Origin of the sequence: Neglectibacter caecimuris (assembly GCF_034335015.1) — a bacterium.
GTDB classification, from domain to species: domain Bacteria; phylum Bacillota; class Clostridia; order Oscillospirales; family Acutalibacteraceae; genus Acutalibacter; species Acutalibacter caecimuris_A.
In genome coordinates this window covers 47,913-66,567 of record NZ_JAWXXK010000002.1, presented here as the reverse complement: position 1 = coordinate 66,567, position 18,655 = coordinate 47,913, and the positions used below count along the sequence as shown (strand labels likewise).

Genomic DNA, 18,655 nt, shown 5'->3' with positions numbered 1-18,655 from the left:
ATCCCACGTCAGTCTCTCTCGAACACTTTCTTTGCTGGTTTCCCAGGAGGCAAAAGCTTTTATGGTTTGCGCGGAAACGTCTCTTGACGAGTGTGCAACAATGTAATACAATGGACAAAAAGAATCACAAAGGATGATTTTGCATGGCTACGATTTCCACAAGTGTACGCATTGACGAAAGCCTGTACAGGGAAGCCAGAGAAGTATTTGAAAAACTGGGAATGCCCTTTTCTGTAGGTATCAGCATTTATTTGGAATATGTTGTCCGGGAGCAGGGGGTTCCCTTTGCCCTGCATCTGAAAAAAGCGGAGGAGAGGAAGCCATGCTGAACGGAACAGTACTGTCAAAGGATAGGAAGGCGGCTGAAATAAGAAACGATGATGTGATCGTTACCGATCCGCGCCACTGCCCGCTGTATTTACAAAAATATAATGATATAGAAGGCTGGCTGCGCGGTAGGGCGATCGATGCCCACAGAACAAATTCCAGATTACTCCGCAAGGCCCTGCGGCTGGCTCCGAACGATGATCTGGCCGCTGTGCTGAGGGTACATGGAGCCACCATTACGGATCCCTACTGGTTTTTGCCGGAAGGCGGCAGCCTGACCTATGAACAGGTGCGTTTCGAGAAAAATGAATTTGCGGCGCTTGCGCTGTATGGAGATCCCGATTCTTTTTCCAAGAGTGATGGAACTGCCGGAACGCCTGAGCTTACCAATACCGGCAGCTTTGAAAAATGCTGGAAGCTGCTGGACGGTGTTTGGTGGATGTATAAAGCCGGCAGTGCGGCAGAGCTTTTTTCAGAGCTGTTTATCTATCATTTCGGAAGAATGCTCGGCTTGAATATGGCGCGATATGAGCGGGTTTCCGCCTTTGATCAGGCTTCTGACCATGATCAAAGGCTTCCCACGGACAGCCTGAAAAATTCAGCCTATATCCGCAGCAAAAATTTCACCGATGAGACGACAGCCTTTGAACCGATCTATTCCATTCTGCGGGACGAGGAAGACTTTCAGATAAATTATCGGGAAATCAAGGCCATTTCCCCCAAAGCGGCCGCGGAATATGTGGGAATGCTCTATCTGGACGCCTTAGTGCTGAATATGGACCGCCACACCAACAATTACGGCTTCCTGCGAGACACAGAAAGCGGGAAGATCCTCTCGCTGGCCCCCTTGTTCGATCACAATATTGCCCTTGTTTCCAGGGGCTATCCCTCCCGCGCCAAGCGCGGCGGGGATCTGCTGCAAAAATTATTTGTGGATTTTCTCAAATCAGAGCCTCAGGCAGCTTGTGATTTTCGCAGCCTGGAGCTGAAGCCTGCGACCCGCGCTTTGATCCAACAGGTATTTGCGCTGGTTTGTGAAAGTCCCTGGGATTTTGTAATAGACAAAGATTTTATTGCGGATATGATCTTGTCCGCAAGCCAGTGGATCAAAGCACAGCTTCCTGAAATGGTCTAGGGCGCGCTGCCTGGCTTTCTTTGCGGCGCGGACGCTTTTGTCAGGGAAAGCCGCCCTGAAAAGACCAAGGCCGCTCTTTTGAATTTGCCGGAGAGGAGGAAAAGAACATGCGGATCATCTTTTGCGACGACGAGGAATCCGTTCTTCAGGAGCTTTCCGCCCTTGTGCTGGAATACTTTGCGGAAAACGGCCTGGCAGAGCCAGAGCTTTCTCTGTATGCCGGCGGGGAAGAGCTTTTGGAACAGGAGGACAGAGCGGAAGCTCCACGGGCGGAGCTTGCCTTTCTGGATGTGGAAATGCCCGGCGTCAGCGGGATCCAGATCGGGGCCAGGCTGAAGGAGCGGAACCCTTACCTGAAAATTTTCATCGTCACCGCATACGGAGACTATTTGGACGAGGCCATGCGGTTTCATGTGTTTCGCTACCTTTCCAAGCCCGTGGACAAAAGCCGCCTGTTTCGCAATTTGAAGGACGCCCTGTACCAGCTCAGCGTAGATACCCGGCCCGTGCTGATCGAGACTGCCGAGGGCTCTGTTACCCGGTATGCCGATGAGATCCTGATGGCGGAGGCGCGGGGGCATAAGGTGCTGCTTTACACGGCGGATAAAATTTATGAATCCCACCGGGGCATTCGGCACTGGGAACAGCTTTTGGAGATCGGCAGTTTTTTCCGCACCCACCGCAGCTTTATCATCAACATGAAATATGTCACTGCCTTTTCCCCAAATCTCATCACGCTTTCCGCTCCCGGCGAGCGGGAATATCCGGCCTACCTGGCCAGAAGAAGGGTTCAGGAATTTAAGAACGCCTATATGCTTTATGTGGAGGCGATGCGGTAATGAAAGAAACCATTGCGCTGGTGCTGGGCTTTTTTGTGCTGGCCGGCAGCGGAAGGCTTTTCTACCTGGGCTATTCCCGGGTGTGCACCCGGCTGCAAAGAGGAGGCGCTGAAGAAGAAAAAAGCGCCGCGCCCATTGCCATGGTGCTGACGGGCTTTTCCCTGGTCACCATTTTTGTTTTGCTAATCATGGTCTATACCTCCCTGGTCACGGGGATCCGGCTGAGCATGGGCTCCTTTGTTCTGGCAGGGCTTTTGCTGTTGGTTTTGAACAACCTGCTGCTGCTTTTGGGATACCGCTACAGCCGCCAGATAGACAGGCAGAATCTTTCCGACCAGCTGATGCTGCAAAAGCGGCAGAACGAGGTGGAGTACTATAAGGCCCTGGAAGAGCAGTACGACAGCCAGCGAGTATTGATCCACGATATCCGCAAGCATTTGGCCGCCCTGCGGGATCTGGCGGGAGAGCAGGGGGAGGCGGCCCGCTATATCACGGAGCTGGAGCGTTCTCCCGCCCTGCAAAACAGAGTGCGCTTCTGCGGCAGCCCCATTCTGGACGTGATCCTTTCCCGGTATGGGAAGCTCTGTCAGGAAAGCGGCGTTGGCTTTCTGGTAGATGTCCGCAGCCACTCCGTAGACCATTTGGAGCAGAGCGATGTGACCGCCCTGTTTGGCAATCTTCTGGAAAACGCCGTGGAAGCGGCACAGGGCGGTGAAAGCCCGTATCTGGAGCTGCTGGTGGATACCCGCCCGGGCGGCGCGCTGCTGATCTCTTTGGTGAATACCTGCGTTTCTCCCCCGGAAAGTGATGGAAAAGGAGGTTTTCTCACCCGAAAGCCCCACCGGGAGCGCCACGGCATCGGCCTGCGGAGCATAGCCCACACCGTGAAAAGGCACAACGGTACCCTCCGGCAGTATTACGAGGAAGAGACCGGGCTCTTTCATACCGTGGTCTTGCTGAGAGATAGAGCTGCCTGAAAAGCAGATGCTTTGAAAACCGATAAAAACCCACGGCCTTTGACCTGTTTCCGGTATTTGAGCACCGGCATTCCACAGCAAAGGTTTATTGGGGAAACAAAAAGGAGAGTGGGAAGTTATAATTCAGCCCTTAAGCTTCACTTATTTATATGAAGGGAAAAACTGCTCTTCGAGCAGCTCCCGCTGGCATGGCTGTGCCGTGACTGAGGGGACGTAACCAGCGATTCTATAGTAGTTTCTGCGTGTATCAAATCCCCCCCCACCGGGACGTGCTCGCCGTCCGGAGGTTTCTGCAGACTGTGAAGCAGTCTGTTTTCCCTCTAACAAGTAAGGGAAGGCCTTCGCGCTGCTTACTAATTGCTAAATTGGAATTTGCGGCGTACCGCTTATTTTCCTCCTGTCATTACTGAACAGACAAGCACAAAAAGCTATAGCTTTTTAACCTTGCTTTCCCGGTGAAGAATCTCGCCCTTTTCCTTTCTATTCAGGAAATGAAGGACGAGATTCTTCGTCAAGAAAGCTATAGCTTTCTGCGTTCCTCAGAATGACAAAAGCGAGAACTCGCCCCTCTCTAACGACTAACAACTAACAGCTAACGACTAGTTTGCTAAACTATAATTTATCATTTTTCCTGCGGTCGGGTCAGAAATCATTTTCCTGCACCAAGTAAGGGCACGAGTGGCTGCTGTGCCTCGCCGTTAAACCATCATTTACCGCTCTGCAATTTTTGTTTTTCCCTTGTCCTTCCCCGCGCCGGAGCAAGAAAGTCCTCGTCCACTGAAAACTGTTGATTTTCAGTGGGCGCTGTTTTATAATGGCCCTGCGGACAAATCGGAAATCAGAGGAGGGGTAGTATGCGGCGGGTCTTTTTACACGGCCTGGGGCAAACAAGTGAAGGCTGGAGAGAAGCTATTGTGAAATTGCAGACTGCCGAGCACTGCATCTGTCCTGATTTGGCTAATATCCTTCAGGGAAAAGAGGCAACGTATCAAAACCTTTATGAAGCCGTTTCGGCGATTTGCGATCAAACCGAGGAACAAATAGACTTATGCGGTTTATCTCTCGGTGGAGTATTGGCCTTGAATTATGCCATTGAGCGCCCCGAAAAGGTCCATTCGCTGGCCCTGATCGCTCCGCAATACAAAATGCCGAAAACCATGCTGAGGGTTCAAAATTTCCTGTTTCGATTTATGCCAAAATCCGCGTTTCAGCAGATGGGATTTGAAAAAGAAGCATTTATCCGGCTTTGCAAAACTATGATGAATTTGGATTTTAGCGATTCCCTCTCCAAAATCACCTGTCCCGCCTTGGTGATCTGTGGCGAAAAGGATCGCGCGAACAAAAAAGCCGCCGGAAAGCTGGCGGGCATTCTGGCAAACGCGGAACTGCGGGAGATCCCCGGGGCCGGGCATGAAGTGAATCTGGACGCGCCGGAAAAATTGTCCGAGGCTCTGGATCGCTTTTATCATCGAGCAGGATAAGCTTCCCGTTTCACGCTCTTTTCCACAATCGCTTTTTCTGAAAGCGTCATAAAAAAGGGTAGGGCAACCCATTGCGGTCCGCCTTACCCTTAGCTTTTCTGCGGCAGGCTCTTCAGCCTCCTTTTATACAATGCGCACGGGGACGCCGTTTACCTCCACGCCCTCGCCAGCCCGGATCAGGATATACCTTGCCCCATCGATGATCCTGGTTTCCAGCAGGTCGCTTCTTTCCGGGTTTACCTGGATCTTTACATCGGGGGTGCATACCTCCAATTTCCTGTGATCCACCAGGGTTTGGGGGCGCAGGGCCAGCTCCGGCCCGAATTCCTCCGTGAGCTTTTTGCCGAAGGCCTCCACATGCTCTTCCGATACGCCGCAGGAACCCAGCACCTCCCGGACAGCCCGGTTGGAAAGCACCAGCGGCTCCTCTTCCTTGCTGTCTTTGTGCTCCTGGATCATTTCCCGCAGCCTGGTATCCACCGACTGCACCACATCATAGCTGCAATCTTCCGAAAGGGCCTCTACCATCACGGCGTGGAAGGTCTCCTTCTGCGTTGCCGCAGGCATGGGAGCTTCCAGGCGAAATACCGCGTCGATGAGCTCCGAGTGATTTTCCGCCGGATCTCTGGAATAGTACAAAGCGCTGTAAATATCGGCGGAGCGGTCGTGAAAGGCGGGAAACAAGAATCCCGCCTCGGGAGATGCCACCAGCCAGTCCGGCAGGCGGCTGCGGAAGGCGTTTTCCGGCACATCGTAGCTCAAGGCGGACTTTGTAGGCTTTACCGGGCAGAGCGCGCACAAAATATAGGAATAGACCTCCTGGGAAGCGTCCTCCTGCCGGGAGCCGTCCTTGGCGCGGTAAGGAACATCATAGGTCTCACAGGCCAGCAGGATCAAGTATGTGCCCTCCGTGGAAAAGGAGCCAATGATCTGCTGAAAGAAGGTATGTACCGCTCCTTCGTCCCGCAAGGAGGATTCCCGCAGTGCCATCAAAAGCCTGTGCTCGTCGCTGTCCACCACCTGCTGGGTGGAAAAGGAAAGCTCCGCAAGGTTCCGCCCCGGCGTACCGGAAAGCACCCGGCGAAGCACCGCCAGCATTTCCTCGGTCTCCTCCTGGGGCAGGGTGGCAAGAGGCTGGTCGAATTCCGATACGATCTCCCGGCGCTCATTGACATAGCAGCCCCGGATATGGGTGATATTGCTTTTTTCCGAGCGAAGGCGGCGGCGGATCTCCGCAATTTCCTTTTCATTCATACACAAATCCCTTCCTTTTCCCGCCGCAAACCGGCGCTTTTCGCATTTTATCACGGCCCACGGAAAACCGCAAGAAGTTTTCCGCCGAAAATCTTCTTTTTTCTCCCAATTTATGTTATAATAACGATGGCAAGAAGCCGTCGTTATCTTGAAGAAGCTCTGAAACGCGCAGCGTTTCTCTTTTCCTTCGGAAAAGCACCGGACTTCTTCGGGTGAGATCATAGCTTATGGATACTGGATAAGGGTGTGTCTTTTCTTAACTCTTTTCAAAATCTGGCAGGAAGTATTTCATATCTGGTTTGGGGGTTTATGAGGATGATGCGGGCAGGGTTTGACAATGCGAAATACCGGGAGATGCAGTCCCGGCAGATTCAGGAGAGGATCGAGCAGTCCGGCGGAAAGCTTTATCTGGAATTCGGCGGGAAGCTGTTTGACGATTACCACGCTTCCCGGGTGCTGCCGGGCTTTGAGCCGGACAGCAAGGTGAAGATGCTGCTGGAGCTGAAGGATCAGGCAGAGATCGTGATCGTGATAAGCGCCTCGGATATTGAGAAAAACAAGGTGCGGGGTGACCTGGGTATCACCTATGATGTGGACGTGCTCCGCTTGATCGATTCCTTCCGGGAGATCGGGCTCACCGTGGGCAGCGTGGTGCTCACCCAATATGCCGCCCAGCCGGCGGCGGAGGCCTTTCAAAAGCGCCTGGAATCCCTGGGCGTCAAGGTGTTCCGCCACTATTCCATTCCCGGGTACCCCTCCAATATTCCCATGATCGTCAGCGATGAGGGCTTCGGCAAAAACGACTATGTGGAAACCAGCCGTTCCCTGATCGTGGTAACGGCCCCCGGCCCCGGCAGCGGAAAAATGGCCACCTGCTTAAGCCAGCTGTACCATGAATACAAGCGGGGCGTTCCGGCGGGCTACGCGAAATTTGAGACCTTCCCCATCTGGAACCTTCCCCTGAAGCACCCTGTGAATCTGGCCTATGAGGCCGCCACGGCGGATCTGAACGATGTGAATATGATAGACCCCTTCCACCTTGAAGCTCACGGCGTTACCGCCGTAAACTATAACCGGGACGTGGAGGTGTTCCCGGTGCTCAACGCCATGCTGGAAAAGATCGCCGGGGAATCTCCCTATAAATCCCCCACGGACATGGGCGTGAACATGGCGGGAAACTGCATCATAGACGATGAGGTATGCTGTGAGGCCGCCCGGCAGGAGATCATTCGCCGGTACTACAGCGCCCTGTGCGGCCAGCGCCGGGGCAGCGACAGCGATGAGACCGTATATAAGCTGGAGCTTTTATTGAATCAGTCCGGCATTTCGGCGGAAAGCAGGGCCGTGGTCACCCCTGCCCTGGAGCGTGCCGAGCAGACCGGGCTGCCCGCCGCCGCGATCCAGCTGCCGGACGGCAGGATCGTCACCGGAAAGACCTCCGAGCTGCTGGGGGCCTCCTCGGCGGCCCTGCTAAACGCCCTGAAGGCCCTGGGCGGGATCCAGAAGGATATCCACCTGATCTCCCCCATTATCATTGAGCCTCTGCAAAAGCTGAAAACCACCCACCTGGGCAGCGTGAATCCCCGGCTGCATACCGATGAGATCCTCATCGCCCTTTCCATCTGCGCCGCCACCAATCCCACGGCGGAGCTTGCCCTGCGCCAGCTTCCCAAGCTGCGTGGGTGCGAGGCCCACTCCACCGTGCTGCTTTCCCAGGTAGATGAAAATATCTTCCGCCGCCTGGGTGTAAATCTGACCAGCGAGCCCCAATACCAGACCAACAAGCTCTATCATAAGTAATAGTTAGCTGTGAGTTGTTAGAGAAGGGCGCGGCGGCAGTTGCACCGCTGGCACTCGTGAAACTGCTTGGTGCAGGGAACTGGTTTCCGACCCGACCGGCGGCAAGGTGCCGCGGCCATTCGGGAATCTTCTCTGTGCAGGAGGGCAGTTTTTGACCCGACCGGCAGCGAGCTGTTTCCTTTCCTCCTGTCATTCTGAATCGCCGGAGGCGGTGAAAAATCTCTCTCTTTGAGTTGTTAGTAGTTAGTCGTTAGAAAGGTAAGGGCGAGATTCTTCGTCACTTTGTTCCTCAGAATGACAGGTGGGAGGGCAGTGCGTTAAATTAGAATTTGCAGCGAGGCGCCGCAGCCACTCGTGAAGCTGACTGGTACGGGAAACCGGTTTTCAACCTGACCGCAGCCAAGCAGATAAATTGGAATTTAGCGAGCTGATGAATAGCACTAACCCCTTGCCTTTCTCGCCTGTCGGCTCGGTTGCTGTGCCCCAGTGGGGCACGTTCAGCAACGGTCTCACCTGTCGGTTCGGTCGGTGCAGAACAATGCGCCAAGAAAGCCATGGCTTTCTTGGCGCATTGCACCCGAAGCGGAGAAAGCTGTCACGGCTCTGCCGTGACTGAGGGGATTAAAACTGGCGGTTTTATCCCACTTTCTACGTGTGACTATCCCTTCCACCGTTCTCGCCTGTCGGCTCGGTTGCTGTGTGCCGGTGGCACACGTCCAGCAACGACCGAGTTGACAAACGAGAACGGGTCAGAGCGGTTGCTGTGCCCCAGTGGGGCACGTTCAGCAATGTCTGAAGCGACAGCTGAGTTCTCCACTGGAGACCTTCCCCCCACCGGGACGCGCTCACCCCTGAAAGGGGAGGTGGCGGCCGATAAGGCCGTCGGAGAGGTTTCAGCTCGCTGCTAAATTAATTTGGCGGTTTGCTCTGACGCAAACGTAGGGGAGCGGCTTGCCGCTCCCGCCTTATAATTGGCATAAACCCTCTGGACGGTCCCTACAGTATGTTGCCTTTTCCTACTGCTAAACTACAATTTGCCGCTCTATCCTTGCCCTTTCCTGCTCATTGCTAATTCCTCATTGCTTAATATGCCTTCCCCTGAAACCTCTCCGGGGACTTTCCAAAGTTTACCTCCCTTACGGCCCGCAGGATCTCCTCCCGGCGGGCTTCCGGGTTTGGCAAGTCGCACACCACGTCGTTCAGGTCGTAGGGGCCGTTTCGGAAATGGCCCACCACCACGCCGTGGAATTCTCCATCGATCAGAAGATATTGCAAGGGCTCGTGATCGTAGGGAAGCTGTTCATACAGGGGAAGGAATTTTTCCTTTACTGCGGGCTCGTTGGCCTTATACAGAAAATCGTTTCGGTGGATGGCGTATACAAAGTGAAGGGGAACGGGCTGATGGGCTTCCAGGAGAGCAAGATCCTCCCGCAGAAGGAACATGCCCTCCGCTTCCGCGAAAACCCCTTCCGCCGCAAGCTCCTCCGCCGCCTTGCGAAGCTCCTTTTCCGGCAGTTTGTAAAACGACCTTGCCATAGCGGGAGTAAAGGCCGCCTCCCGATAGGCAAAGCGACGCAGAACCGTCTTGATAGCCTCCGGGCGGGAAAGGGAAAAGCCCTCCGCCTCCGGGAACATTTCGAAAAACCGCATCCAGCCCCGATCCCATTCGCCGTCGTATTGATCTTCATAAATGAGAAAGGCCTCCTGCAGGCGGTGCAGGACGGGGGTGATCTCCTTGACCAAAAGCCCCGTTTCCGCCTTGATCTGCTGAATGGTCAGAGGCCCTTCCCGGTTGATCAGGGCAAGCAAGCTTTCCTGCAATTCGGTGAGGCGGGACAGGGGCTTTTGGTACAGCGCCCAAAACAGCTCCAGGTCCTCCGGAACGATCCAGCCCAGATTGCCGCCGGAAAACCTGCCCTTGATCAGCCGGCGGTCCAGCTGCCTGCGGCGGTTGAACTCCAGGTCGTCAAAATCCGCCCGGAAGCTCAGGATAGGCGGCTGGCCAAAGCCGTTCCAATACACATTCTGCCCGGGCTGGGTGTCCCGGTAAAGCTCTAAATATTCCTCCTCCGTGGCCTTGCGGGAAAAGAACTGCCGCTCCATACGCAGAGAGTTGATTTTTTGGGGGGTTATCATTTGCAGCCGCTCCTTTTTTTACAGTCTGTTACAAATCATAGTATTCCTCAAAACCAGACAGCAGTATGGCGTGTTAGTTGTTAGTCGTTAGTAATCAGTTGTTTAGAAAGGGCAAGGGCGAGATCCTTCGCCTGGAAAGCGGAGTTTACTTCGCTTTTTGCGTAGCAGTGACAAAGTGGGCAGTTAGTACGACAAATTGGAATTTGCAGCTGCGCTGCGGGCACTCGTGAAGCCGCTTGATACGGAAAATCGGTTTCTGACCCGACCGACGGTGATCCGCCTATTTTCCTCATGTCATTCTGAGGAGCATAGAAAGCTATAGCTTTCTTGACAAAGAATCTCGTTCTTTGCCTTTTTATTCAGGGAATTAAGGGCGAGATTCTTCGTCACTTCGTTCCTCAGAATGACAGCGAGGGAGCTCGCCCCTCTTTAACAACGAACAGATAACAACTAGCTCGCTAAACTATAATTTACTGCTTTGCCCTTCATTGCTCATTGACCGGAGCGCAAATTGCGCTTTGCCCTTCTCTAACGACTAACTACTTACAGCTAACAACTATTCCCTGAACAGCTCGGTGGAAAGATAGCGGTCGCCGGTATCGGGCAGCAGGACTGCAATGGTTTTCCCCTTGTTTTCCGGGCGCTTTGCCAGCTGTATGGCGGCCCACAGCGCGGCGCCGGAGGAAATGCCGGTGAGAATGCCCTCCGCTTTGCCCAGCTCCCGCCCGGCCCAGAAGGCGTTTTCTCCGGTCACGGTAAGCACCTCGTCATAGATCCCGGTATCCAGGATCTCAGGCACAAAATTTGCGCCGATGCCCTGTAAGGGGTGAGGGCCGGCAGTTCCTCCGCTGAGTACCGGGGAATCCGCAGGCTCCACCGCCACGATTTTTATGGAGGGTTTTTTCTTCTTCAGATATCTGCCGGTTCCGGTAATGGTGCCGCCGGTGCCTACTCCGGCTACAAACAAGTCGAGCTTGCCGTCTGTGTCGCGCCAAAGCTCCGGCCCGGTGGTGGCTTCATGGGCGGCGGGATTCATGGGGGTTACAAACTGCCCGGGCAGGAAGCTGTGGGGGATCTCCTTACACAGTTCCTCCGCCCTGGCGATGGCGCCGCTCATGCCCTTCCCGCCAGGGGTGAGTTCCAGCTGGGCGCCGTAGGCCTTCATCAGCTGGCGGCGTTCCTCGCTCATGGAATCCGGCATAACGATGATGGTTCGGTACCCTCTGGCCGCCGCCACGGCGGCAAGGCCGATGCCGGTATTCCCGGAGGTGGGCTCAATAATGACGGAATCCGGCTGCAGCAGCCCCTTTTCCTCGGCATCGTCCAGCATGGCCTTTGCCACCCGGTCCTTTACCGAGCCTGCGGGGTTCAGATATTCCAGCTTCAGCAAAAGCCTTGCCTCAAGCCCCAGCAGCCGCTCCAGATGAACAGGCTCCAGCAGAGGAGTGTTTCCAATCAACTGCTCCAGACGGGTGTAAATGTTACTCATGAAAAAGCCTCCGTTTCCAGATATGATTTCAGCTCCTGAATTCCATCAGCCAGCAGTCCCGCTTGCTGCCCTCGTGAAGCTCGTGGGCCGGGAGAAATTTGATTTTTCGAAACCCGCAGGCCTCATAGCAGCGCAGGGCCCGGAAATTGTCGGCGTGGGGGTCTAAGACCACGGCCCGGGCGCCCTCCCGGCCGGTCAGATAGTCCAGCACCAGCTTCAAAAAGCGGCGGCCGATCTTTTTATCCCAATAGGCCGGCTCCCCAATAAACTGGTCGATGCCGAAGGCAAAAAGCTCCGGGTGGGGGTACTGATATTCCTCGCACAGCTCCGGGCTCAGCCGGTAGATTTGAAGATAGCCGATGGGGAGCTCTTCATATTCTATGATGCACCGGCGGCAGCCGGGCTCCTCCTCGTAAAAATCCCGCCGCACCCGCTCCGGGGTAAACCCGGCGTCTCTGCCCTCGTACCATTCCAGAACCGCCGGGTCCGTCATCCACTTCAGAAGGCTTCCCGCGTCCTGGTCTCGCAAAGGGCGCACAGATATAGGGCCGTTCCGCAACAAAATTTTATTCATGGAGATCCCTTTCCTATCACAAAATGAAAGCGCTCTGTGGAACAGGCCACCAGGCAGCCCTTTCCACAGAGCGTTTCTATTTCAAATCTCTGTAAACTGCATCAAGAAACCATGGGGAAGAAGCTTTCCCAGCAGGTGGTAGAACTTATAGAAAAGCCCCTTGGTATATACGGTTTTTCCCCGCTTCGCGGCCCGCAGGGAGCCCACCGCTACAGCCTGGGGAGATACCCTGGGAAGCTTGTCGATCAAACGGGACTTTCCTTCCGTGACGTTTGCCACATTCCAGAAATCCGTATCCATAGGGCCGGGGCATACGGCTGTGACTTTGATGCCCCTGGGGGCAAGCTCGTTGTGCAGCGCTTTGGAAAGGGCCAGCACGTAAGCCTTGGTGGCGCTGTATACAGACATTCTGGGGGTGGGGGCAAAGGCGGCGATGGAGGAAATGTTCAGCACCAGGCTGTCGTCTAGCATATAGGGCAGGCAGACGCGCATCACGCCGGTCAGCGCCCGGCAGTTTAAGTCTACCATGCCGGTCTGCAAGGCGCAGTTGGAGGAAAAGAAATCCACTCCCTTGCCGTAGCCGGCGTTGTTGACCAGCACTTTGATCTCCGGATTGTTTTCCTTGAGAAGCTGCTCAAACAGCCGCAGACTTTCCGATTTGGAAAGATCCAGAGAGATCGCGGCAATGGTTTTATCCGGGTGCTCCTCCGCGATTTCCTTCAGAAGCTCTTTTCGGCGGGCAATGAGCCAGAAAGCGTCCACAGTGGGGTACTGGGCGATAATGGCGTTGATGTATTCCTTGCCCAGTCCGCTGGAAGCGCCGGTGATGACAGCAGTGATCATATCCGCTCGACCGTCCTTTCTCGGCGGTCTTCCGAAAGGGAGCCGCCCTCCTTAAGCTAGGAGTTACTTTTCTAAATTTTACGCCATTTTCGGCGGTGCGTCAATCTTTATTGTCATTTTTTCAAAACAATGCTATACTAGGAGCTAAGCGCTGGATACTGGATACTGATATGAAAATAAGGAAGAGGGCATTTTTGAGCAAGCCCCGATATCCAGCAGGAAAGGACGGATAAATTTGAATTGGAAAAAAATCTTTGCCGCGCTGCTTACGGCTGTGCTCTGCGCGGTGATCTGCCTGCCGGCCTCCGCAGAGGAGTGGAAAAACGAAGAATTTTCCTTTACGGTGCCGGAGGAGATTGTATATACCTTCAGCCCGGCGGTACTTCAGGAGGATCCTTCCTGGGCGCTGGCCGGGATCGCCGACCCTTCTGCCATGCTGAAGGAGTATCGGGAGATGGGTGTTTTGACAGATCTTTACACCGAGGGGCGCAAATGCAATCTCAAGGTGCTGTCGAAAAGCAACAACACCACCGAAACTATTTTTAATCTGCGGGATATGCCGGAGGAGGAGAAAAGCCAGTTTTTGGACAAGCTGGCCCAGGCCGAGACCGAGGGCGTTACCGTGGAAAAAAGCTATGTGGACTTCGGCGGGCAGCCCTTTTATCGGATCCAGATCGACAGCGTTACCTCTATGGGAGAGATCCATGAGCTGCAATACGGCACCATCTTCAACGGCCATACCCTGACCTTTGTTACCTACAGCGAAAAGGCGCTTTCCGAGGAGCAGGCCGCATTGCTGGAAAAGGCCGCTTCCTCCTTTCAAATTCTTCAGCTGCTGGAAAAACCGGAGCCGAAGCCGCTGAACCTTGCCCTGATGCTGGCGCTTCTGGTGGTTTTAGTCGTTGTGGTCGTGGCGCCCTTTATCTATATTCCCGTGCGGAACCGGCAGGAGAAAAAGCGGAAGGCGGAAATGGCGGAGCGGCTCAGCGCTTACCATAAGGCCCATGAGAACGGAAGCGGTTACGGAGAAGTGCGGTTCGTCAATGAGACCGACTGCACCAGAGAGGCGGTACAGACCTTCAGCAGGTACCATGCTTATGGGAAGAACCTTGCTTCTCTGCTGATCGGCGGCCTTTTGTGCGCATCGGTGCTGGCCCTTGCCTTTACCTTTGACGTGACCTGGTGGATGAAGCTGGCCGCTGTAGCGGTGGCGGTCTATTTCCTGTACCGGGCCATCAATATGGGAACCGCTGTGGAGAAGGTACAGCAAAAGGTATTCGGGCGTGGCGTTTCCTCCACGGCCCGGTACACCTTCTTCGATGAGGGCTTCCGGGTGGCCGGGATCCAGTCCGCCAGCGTGTACCCCTATTTCCAAATCACCACTGTGCGAAAGCACGGGCATTATCTGTATCTTTACTACAGCCAGGACAACGCCTACCCTGTGGATCAGTTCGGCTTTACCCAGGGTGAGTTTGAGGAATTTTCCCGGTTCATTTCGGAAAAAACGGCGAAAAGCAAAAAAGCCTGAACAGGGACGCAAAGGAGAACGGTACTATGAAAAACGAGCTACAGCCCATCGGCATTCTCACCGCCATGCAGGTTGAAATTGAGGCGATTTTAGAGGCGGCGGCGGAGCTGACCGTACAGGAGCACGCCTCCATGAAATTTTACACGGGGCTGCTTTCCGGCACCCCCTTTGTGGCGGCCCAGTGCTCCCCGGGGAAGGTGAATTCCGCCCTGTGCGCTCAGGTGATGGCGGATTTTTACCACCCTCGCCTGCTCCTGAATATCGGCGTGGCCGGCGGGATCGGCCCGGGCGTTGCCATCGGCGATGTGGTGATCGCCACCGCCTGCGTGCAGTACGATTATGACGGCACCGCCCTGGGAGATCTGACCCCGGGGGAAATAGAACTGCCGCCGGACGGCAGAAAAGTGCGGGATTTCCTCTGTGACAACGCCGTTTCGGAAAAGCTGGCCCGGGGGGCGGAAAGCCTTTACGGCCATGCCCACCGGGGCGTGATCGCCACCGGAGACAGATTTGTGGCAGATCCCAATTTCGGGAAGTGGCTCTATGAAACCTTCGGCGCCCTGGCCTGTGAGATGGAGGGGGCCTCCACCGCCCACGCCTGTCTGTTAAACGGCATTCCCTGCGCCGTGCTCAGAACCATTTCCGATAACGGCAACGAGGAAGCCACGGTGGATTTTCCCACCTTTGCCAGAGAATCCGCCCACAAGGCCCAGAAGCTTCTTGCGGGAGTGATCCAAACACTATGAAACTGTTTCACGCTTCGCAAACGCCTGGAATCCAGGTGCTGGAGCCTCGTGTTTCCAATCACGGAAGGCCCCTGCTCTATTTTTCAGATCGCCGGGAAAACACCCTGGTCTATTTGTGCAACGCCATAGAGCGCCACTGGCTTGCTTCCGGCTTTCCGCCCTGTGAAACCTACCACAAATGGGGAAGCTATGGCTTTACGGGGGAAGGCTTGCTTTGCCTGGAGGAATACTGGCCCGGCGCCACAGAGGAAACCTACGGCGGCGCCGCCGGATATGTCTATACTGTGGAAACGGAGAAGGCCCGACCCTTGCCGGAGATCCCCCACGCCTTTACCTTGCAGGAGCCGATCCGGGTAACAGTCAGCGAGTTTGTCCCAAACGCGCTGGAAGCCTTGAAGCAGGCGGAACGGGCCGGAAAACTGGCGCTGCGCTCCTATGGGGAAAACAGCCCGGAAAAGCTTCAGTGGATCGAGCAAGCGATCCGCCGGGAGTACGAGGAAAGCGATTCCCAGCCCTACCGGGAGTTTTTACAGGCAAAATTCCCGCAGATCAAAGGGACGGCTGAAAAATGTAGCCGCGGTGTGTGAAATGAAAGGCAGTAGAAAATGAGCAATAAGGAATGAGCAATTAAGGGCATAAGCAGAGCTCGATAAATTGGAATTTAGCAGACTAATAAATAGCATTAACCCCCTTGCCTTTCTCGCCTGTCGGCTCGGTTGCTGTGCCCCGGTGGGGCACGCCCAGCAACGGTCTCACCTGTCGGTTCGGTCGGTGCAGAACAATGCGCCAAGAAAGCCATGGCTTTCTGCGCTTTGCACCCGAAGCGACAGCTGAGAACGGTTCGCACCAGCGTCCCACCGGGACGCGCTCACCCCTGAAAGGGGAGGGGGCGCGGCGAAGCCGTGACGGAGGGGTTCCAGCTTAGTGAAAATCTAGATAGAACCTGCGTTTTACCAACTTCCCGGCAAGAACCCCTCAGTCAGCCTATCGGCTGACAGCTTTCTACGCTTCGCTTTGGTTGCTGTGCCCCAGTGGGGGGAAGGTCTCCAGTGGAGAACTCAGCTGTCGCTTCAGACATTGCTGAACGTGCCCCACTGGGGCACAGCAACCGCTCTGACCCGTTCTCGTTTGTCAACTCGGTCGGGTCAGAAAGTGCTCTCCCGCACCAAGCAGAGGCACGAGTGCCAGCGGCGGCTCGCCGCTAAACTATCATTTACCGCTCTACTTCTGTCCTTCATTGCTCACTGCTCATTCCACATTGTCCCTACCGCCCTTCTCTCACAACTAACCACTATATTTTGAAAGGGGAAAAAGCATGGTCAATCATTTTTGTAAAACGCCCTTGTGGGAGGCAAGCCGGAAATTGGCGGCCGTTGCCGAGGGCTCGGAGCCCGCGGAGCTGGTTCTGACTCATGTGAACCTGGTGAATGTGTGCACCAGGGAAATTCAGGAGGACGTGTCCGTTGCCGTAGCGGAGGGGCGGATCGCCCTTGTGGGGGACGCTTCCCACTGTATCGGGGAAGGCACCCAGGTGGTGGACGCGGAAGGCAAATACCTGGCCCCGGGCTTTTTAGACGGCCACATTCACGTGGAATCCTCCATGATGGGGGCGGGGGAATACGCCAAGGCGGTGATCCCCCACGGCACCACCGGCATTTACATGGATCCCCACGAGATCTGCAATGTATTGGGCCTTCCCGGCGTTCAGTGCCTGCTGGAGGACGCGGCCCGCACGCCGCTGAAGACCATGCTTACCACTCCCTCCTGTGTGCCCGCTGTGCCGGGCTTTGAGGACACCGGCTCCAAAATCGGCCCGGAGGACGTGGCGGAGACCATGAAGTGGGATTCTTGCGTGGGCCTGGGGGAAATGATGAATTTCCCCGGGATCCTTTCCTCCAACGAGGAGACCCACGCCATCACCGGCAACACCCTGAAGGCCGGGAAAATCGTTACCGGCCACTATTCCCTGCCGGAAACCGGCAAGGGCTTAAACGCCTATATCGCCTCCGGCGTGCGCTGCTGCCATGAATCCACCCGGGCGGAGGACGCCCTGGCCAAAATGCGGCTGGGCATGTATGCCATGCTTCGGGAGGGCTCCGCCTGGCACGATCTGAAGGAGGTAGCCAAGAGCATTACCAAGCATCAGGTGGATTCCCGTTTTGCCTGCCTGATCTCCGACGATACCCACCCCCACACCCTGCTTTCCCAGGGGCACTTGGACCATATCGTCCGCCGGGCGGTGCAGGAGGGCATCGACGCCATTACCGCCATTCAGATGGTGACCATCAACTGCGCCCAGTGCTTCCAGATGGATCATGAGCTGGGCAGCATTGCCCCCGGCAAATGCGCGGACATGGTGCTGCTGAATAATTTAGAGGAGCTTCAGGTGGAGAAGGTATGGATCGACGGCGAGCTGGCCGCCGAAAACGGGGCCGTTGTGGGAGAGTATGCTCCCTACGCCTATCCGGAATGGGCCACCCGGTCCATTCATATTCGGGACGCCATTACCCCCGAAACCTTCCGCGTTCCCGCGAAGCAGGAAAAGATCGTGGACGGCGGCGTTACGGTGCGGGCCATTGAGGTGATCCCGGCCCGGGTGGGAGACTATGAGCGGCAGGTAACGCTTCCGGTGCGAAACGGCCTGCTGGAATCCGACCCCTCCCAGGACGTGCTGAAAACCGTGGTGTTCGAGCGCCATCACAACACAGGTAAAAAGGGCTTCGGTTTTGTTAAGGGCTTTGGAATTCGCTGCGGGGCCATGGCCTCCACCGTTTCTCACGACGCCCACAATTTACTGGTGATCGGCACCAATGACGAGGACATGGCCCTGGCCGCCAACACCCTGATCCAGTGCGGAGGCGGCATGTGCGCCGTACAAAACGGCAAGGTTCTGGGCCTGGTTCCCCTGCCCATTGCCGGGCTGATGGGGGAAAAGCCCATGGAGGAAATGGCGAAGGCGGTAGCCGATTTGGAGGAAGCTTGGAAGGTGATCGGCTGCTCCATGCCCTCCCCCTTTATGACCATGGCCCTGATCCCCCTGGCCTGCCTGCCGGAGCTTCGCCTCACCGACCGGGGCCTGGTAGACTGCACCCGCTTCTGCTTTACGGAAATAGAGGTTTGAAGATAGAAGGAAAATGTGCCATGCGGTGAGCTGCCGCTGGCAATCGTGAGGCTGCGTGATACAGGAGGGCAGTTTCTGACCCGACCGCAAGAAAACTGTTAAATGATAGTTTAGCGAACTGGTTGTTAGCCGTTAGTTGTTAGTCGTTAGAGAAGAACAAAGCCTCCTCCCTTGTCATTACTGAGCAAAAAGCGGAGTAAACTCCGCTTTCCCGGCGAAGAATCTCGCCCTTAATTCCCTGAATAAAAGGGCAAAGAACGAGATTTTTCACCGAGAAAGCAAGGTTTCCTTGCTTTCTGTTCAGTAATGACAGGCGGAGAGTAAGCAGCTCACTGCCATATTTCAATTTAGCGCTCTGTTAATGGTCGGGACAGAAACCGATTTTCCGTATCAAGCGGCTTCGCA

Annotated in this window: 15 protein-coding genes; 10 read left to right on the top strand and 5 right to left on the bottom strand. The window is 55.3% G+C overall.

Annotated features, from left to right (window positions below):
* The first annotated feature begins 143 nt into the window (after window positions 1–143).
* The 5 genes from U8T64_RS02410 to U8T64_RS02390 all read left to right on the top strand — a co-directional run bounded on the left by U8T64_RS02410 (window position 144) and on the right by U8T64_RS02390 (window position 4,759).
* Entirely contained in the window at window positions 144–329 is a 186-nt protein-coding gene (locus U8T64_RS02410) for a type II toxin-antitoxin system RelB/DinJ family antitoxin (protein WP_322180599.1), read from the top strand.
* Window positions 323–1,462 (top strand): hypothetical protein, encoded by a 1,140-nt coding sequence (locus tag U8T64_RS02405; RefSeq protein WP_322180597.1) that lies wholly within the window; start codon window positions 323–325, stop codon window positions 1,460–1,462. The genes U8T64_RS02410 and U8T64_RS02405 overlap by 7 nt, the downstream gene beginning before the upstream one ends.
* A gap of 107 nt (window positions 1,463–1,569) precedes the next feature.
* Window positions 1,570–2,301, top strand: a complete 732-nt coding sequence (locus U8T64_RS02400) for a LytR/AlgR family response regulator transcription factor (protein ID WP_322180595.1) — start codon at window positions 1,570–1,572, stop codon at window positions 2,299–2,301.
* Window positions 2,301–3,278 carry a sensor histidine kinase gene (locus tag U8T64_RS02395; protein WP_322180593.1) on the top strand — a complete coding sequence of 326 codons (978 nt, stop codon included), beginning with the start codon at window positions 2,301–2,303 and terminating at the stop codon, window positions 3,276–3,278. Before U8T64_RS02400 ends, U8T64_RS02395 begins: the two co-directional genes overlap by 1 nt.
* Before the next feature lie 854 nt (window positions 3,279–4,132).
* Window positions 4,133–4,759: an alpha/beta fold hydrolase gene (locus U8T64_RS02390; protein WP_322180591.1), complete on the top strand. Its 627-nt coding sequence runs from the start codon at window positions 4,133–4,135 to the stop codon at window positions 4,757–4,759.
* A gap of 123 nt (window positions 4,760–4,882) precedes the next feature.
* Here U8T64_RS02390 and U8T64_RS02385 read toward each other — a convergent pair whose 3' ends face one another.
* Window positions 4,883–6,013: a DUF4317 domain-containing protein gene (locus U8T64_RS02385; RefSeq protein ID WP_322180589.1), complete on the bottom strand. Its 1,131-nt coding sequence runs from the start codon at window positions 6,011–6,013 to the stop codon at window positions 4,883–4,885.
* Between the two features lie 315 nt (window positions 6,014–6,328).
* On the opposite strand from U8T64_RS02385, the gene U8T64_RS02380 reads away from it, so the two are divergent.
* Window positions 6,329–7,813 carry a DUF1846 domain-containing protein gene (locus tag U8T64_RS02380; protein ID WP_322180587.1) on the top strand — a complete coding sequence of 495 codons (1,485 nt, stop codon included), beginning with the start codon at window positions 6,329–6,331 and terminating at the stop codon, window positions 7,811–7,813.
* A 1,083-nt stretch (window positions 7,814–8,896) separates the two neighbouring features.
* Here the strand turns inward: U8T64_RS02380 and U8T64_RS02375 are convergent.
* The 4 genes from U8T64_RS02375 to U8T64_RS02360 form a co-directional block, all read right to left on the bottom strand.
* A complete protein-coding gene (locus tag U8T64_RS02375; protein ID WP_322180586.1) occupies window positions 8,897–9,949 on the bottom strand; it encodes a DNA glycosylase AlkZ-like family protein in 1,053 nt (350 codons plus the stop codon).
* 556 nt (window positions 9,950–10,505) lie between these two features.
* Window positions 10,506–11,438, bottom strand: a complete 933-nt coding sequence (gene cysK, locus U8T64_RS02370; protein WP_322180584.1) for a cysteine synthase A — start codon at window positions 11,436–11,438, stop codon at window positions 10,506–10,508.
* A 28-nt stretch (window positions 11,439–11,466) separates the two neighbouring features.
* Window positions 11,467–12,012: a GNAT family N-acetyltransferase gene (locus tag U8T64_RS02365; protein ID WP_322180582.1), complete on the bottom strand. Its 546-nt coding sequence runs from the start codon at window positions 12,010–12,012 to the stop codon at window positions 11,467–11,469.
* Window positions 12,013–12,093: 81 nt separating this feature from the next.
* Window positions 12,094–12,855, bottom strand: a complete 762-nt coding sequence (locus tag U8T64_RS02360) for an SDR family NAD(P)-dependent oxidoreductase (RefSeq protein WP_322180580.1) — start codon at window positions 12,853–12,855, stop codon at window positions 12,094–12,096.
* A gap of 235 nt (window positions 12,856–13,090) precedes the next feature.
* Here U8T64_RS02360 and U8T64_RS02355 point away from each other — a divergent pair, with 235 nt between their 5' ends.
* From U8T64_RS02355 to ade, 4 genes are all read left to right on the top strand, one after another.
* Window positions 13,091–14,383: a YcxB family protein gene (locus U8T64_RS02355; RefSeq protein ID WP_322180578.1), complete on the top strand. Its 1,293-nt coding sequence runs from the start codon at window positions 13,091–13,093 to the stop codon at window positions 14,381–14,383.
* Window positions 14,384–14,409: 26 nt separating this feature from the next.
* Window positions 14,410–15,129, top strand: a complete 720-nt coding sequence (locus tag U8T64_RS02350) for a 5'-methylthioadenosine/adenosylhomocysteine nucleosidase (RefSeq protein ID WP_322180576.1) — start codon at window positions 14,410–14,412, stop codon at window positions 15,127–15,129.
* On the top strand, window positions 15,126–15,716 hold the full coding sequence (locus U8T64_RS02345; RefSeq protein ID WP_322180574.1) for a hypothetical protein: 591 nt from the start codon (window positions 15,126–15,128) through the stop codon (window positions 15,714–15,716). Before U8T64_RS02350 ends, U8T64_RS02345 begins: the two co-directional genes overlap by 4 nt.
* A gap of 728 nt (window positions 15,717–16,444) precedes the next feature.
* Window positions 16,445–18,250, top strand: a complete 1,806-nt coding sequence (ade, locus tag U8T64_RS02340) for an adenine deaminase (protein WP_322180572.1) — start codon at window positions 16,445–16,447, stop codon at window positions 18,248–18,250.
* Window positions 18,251–18,655: the final 405 nt, after the last annotated feature.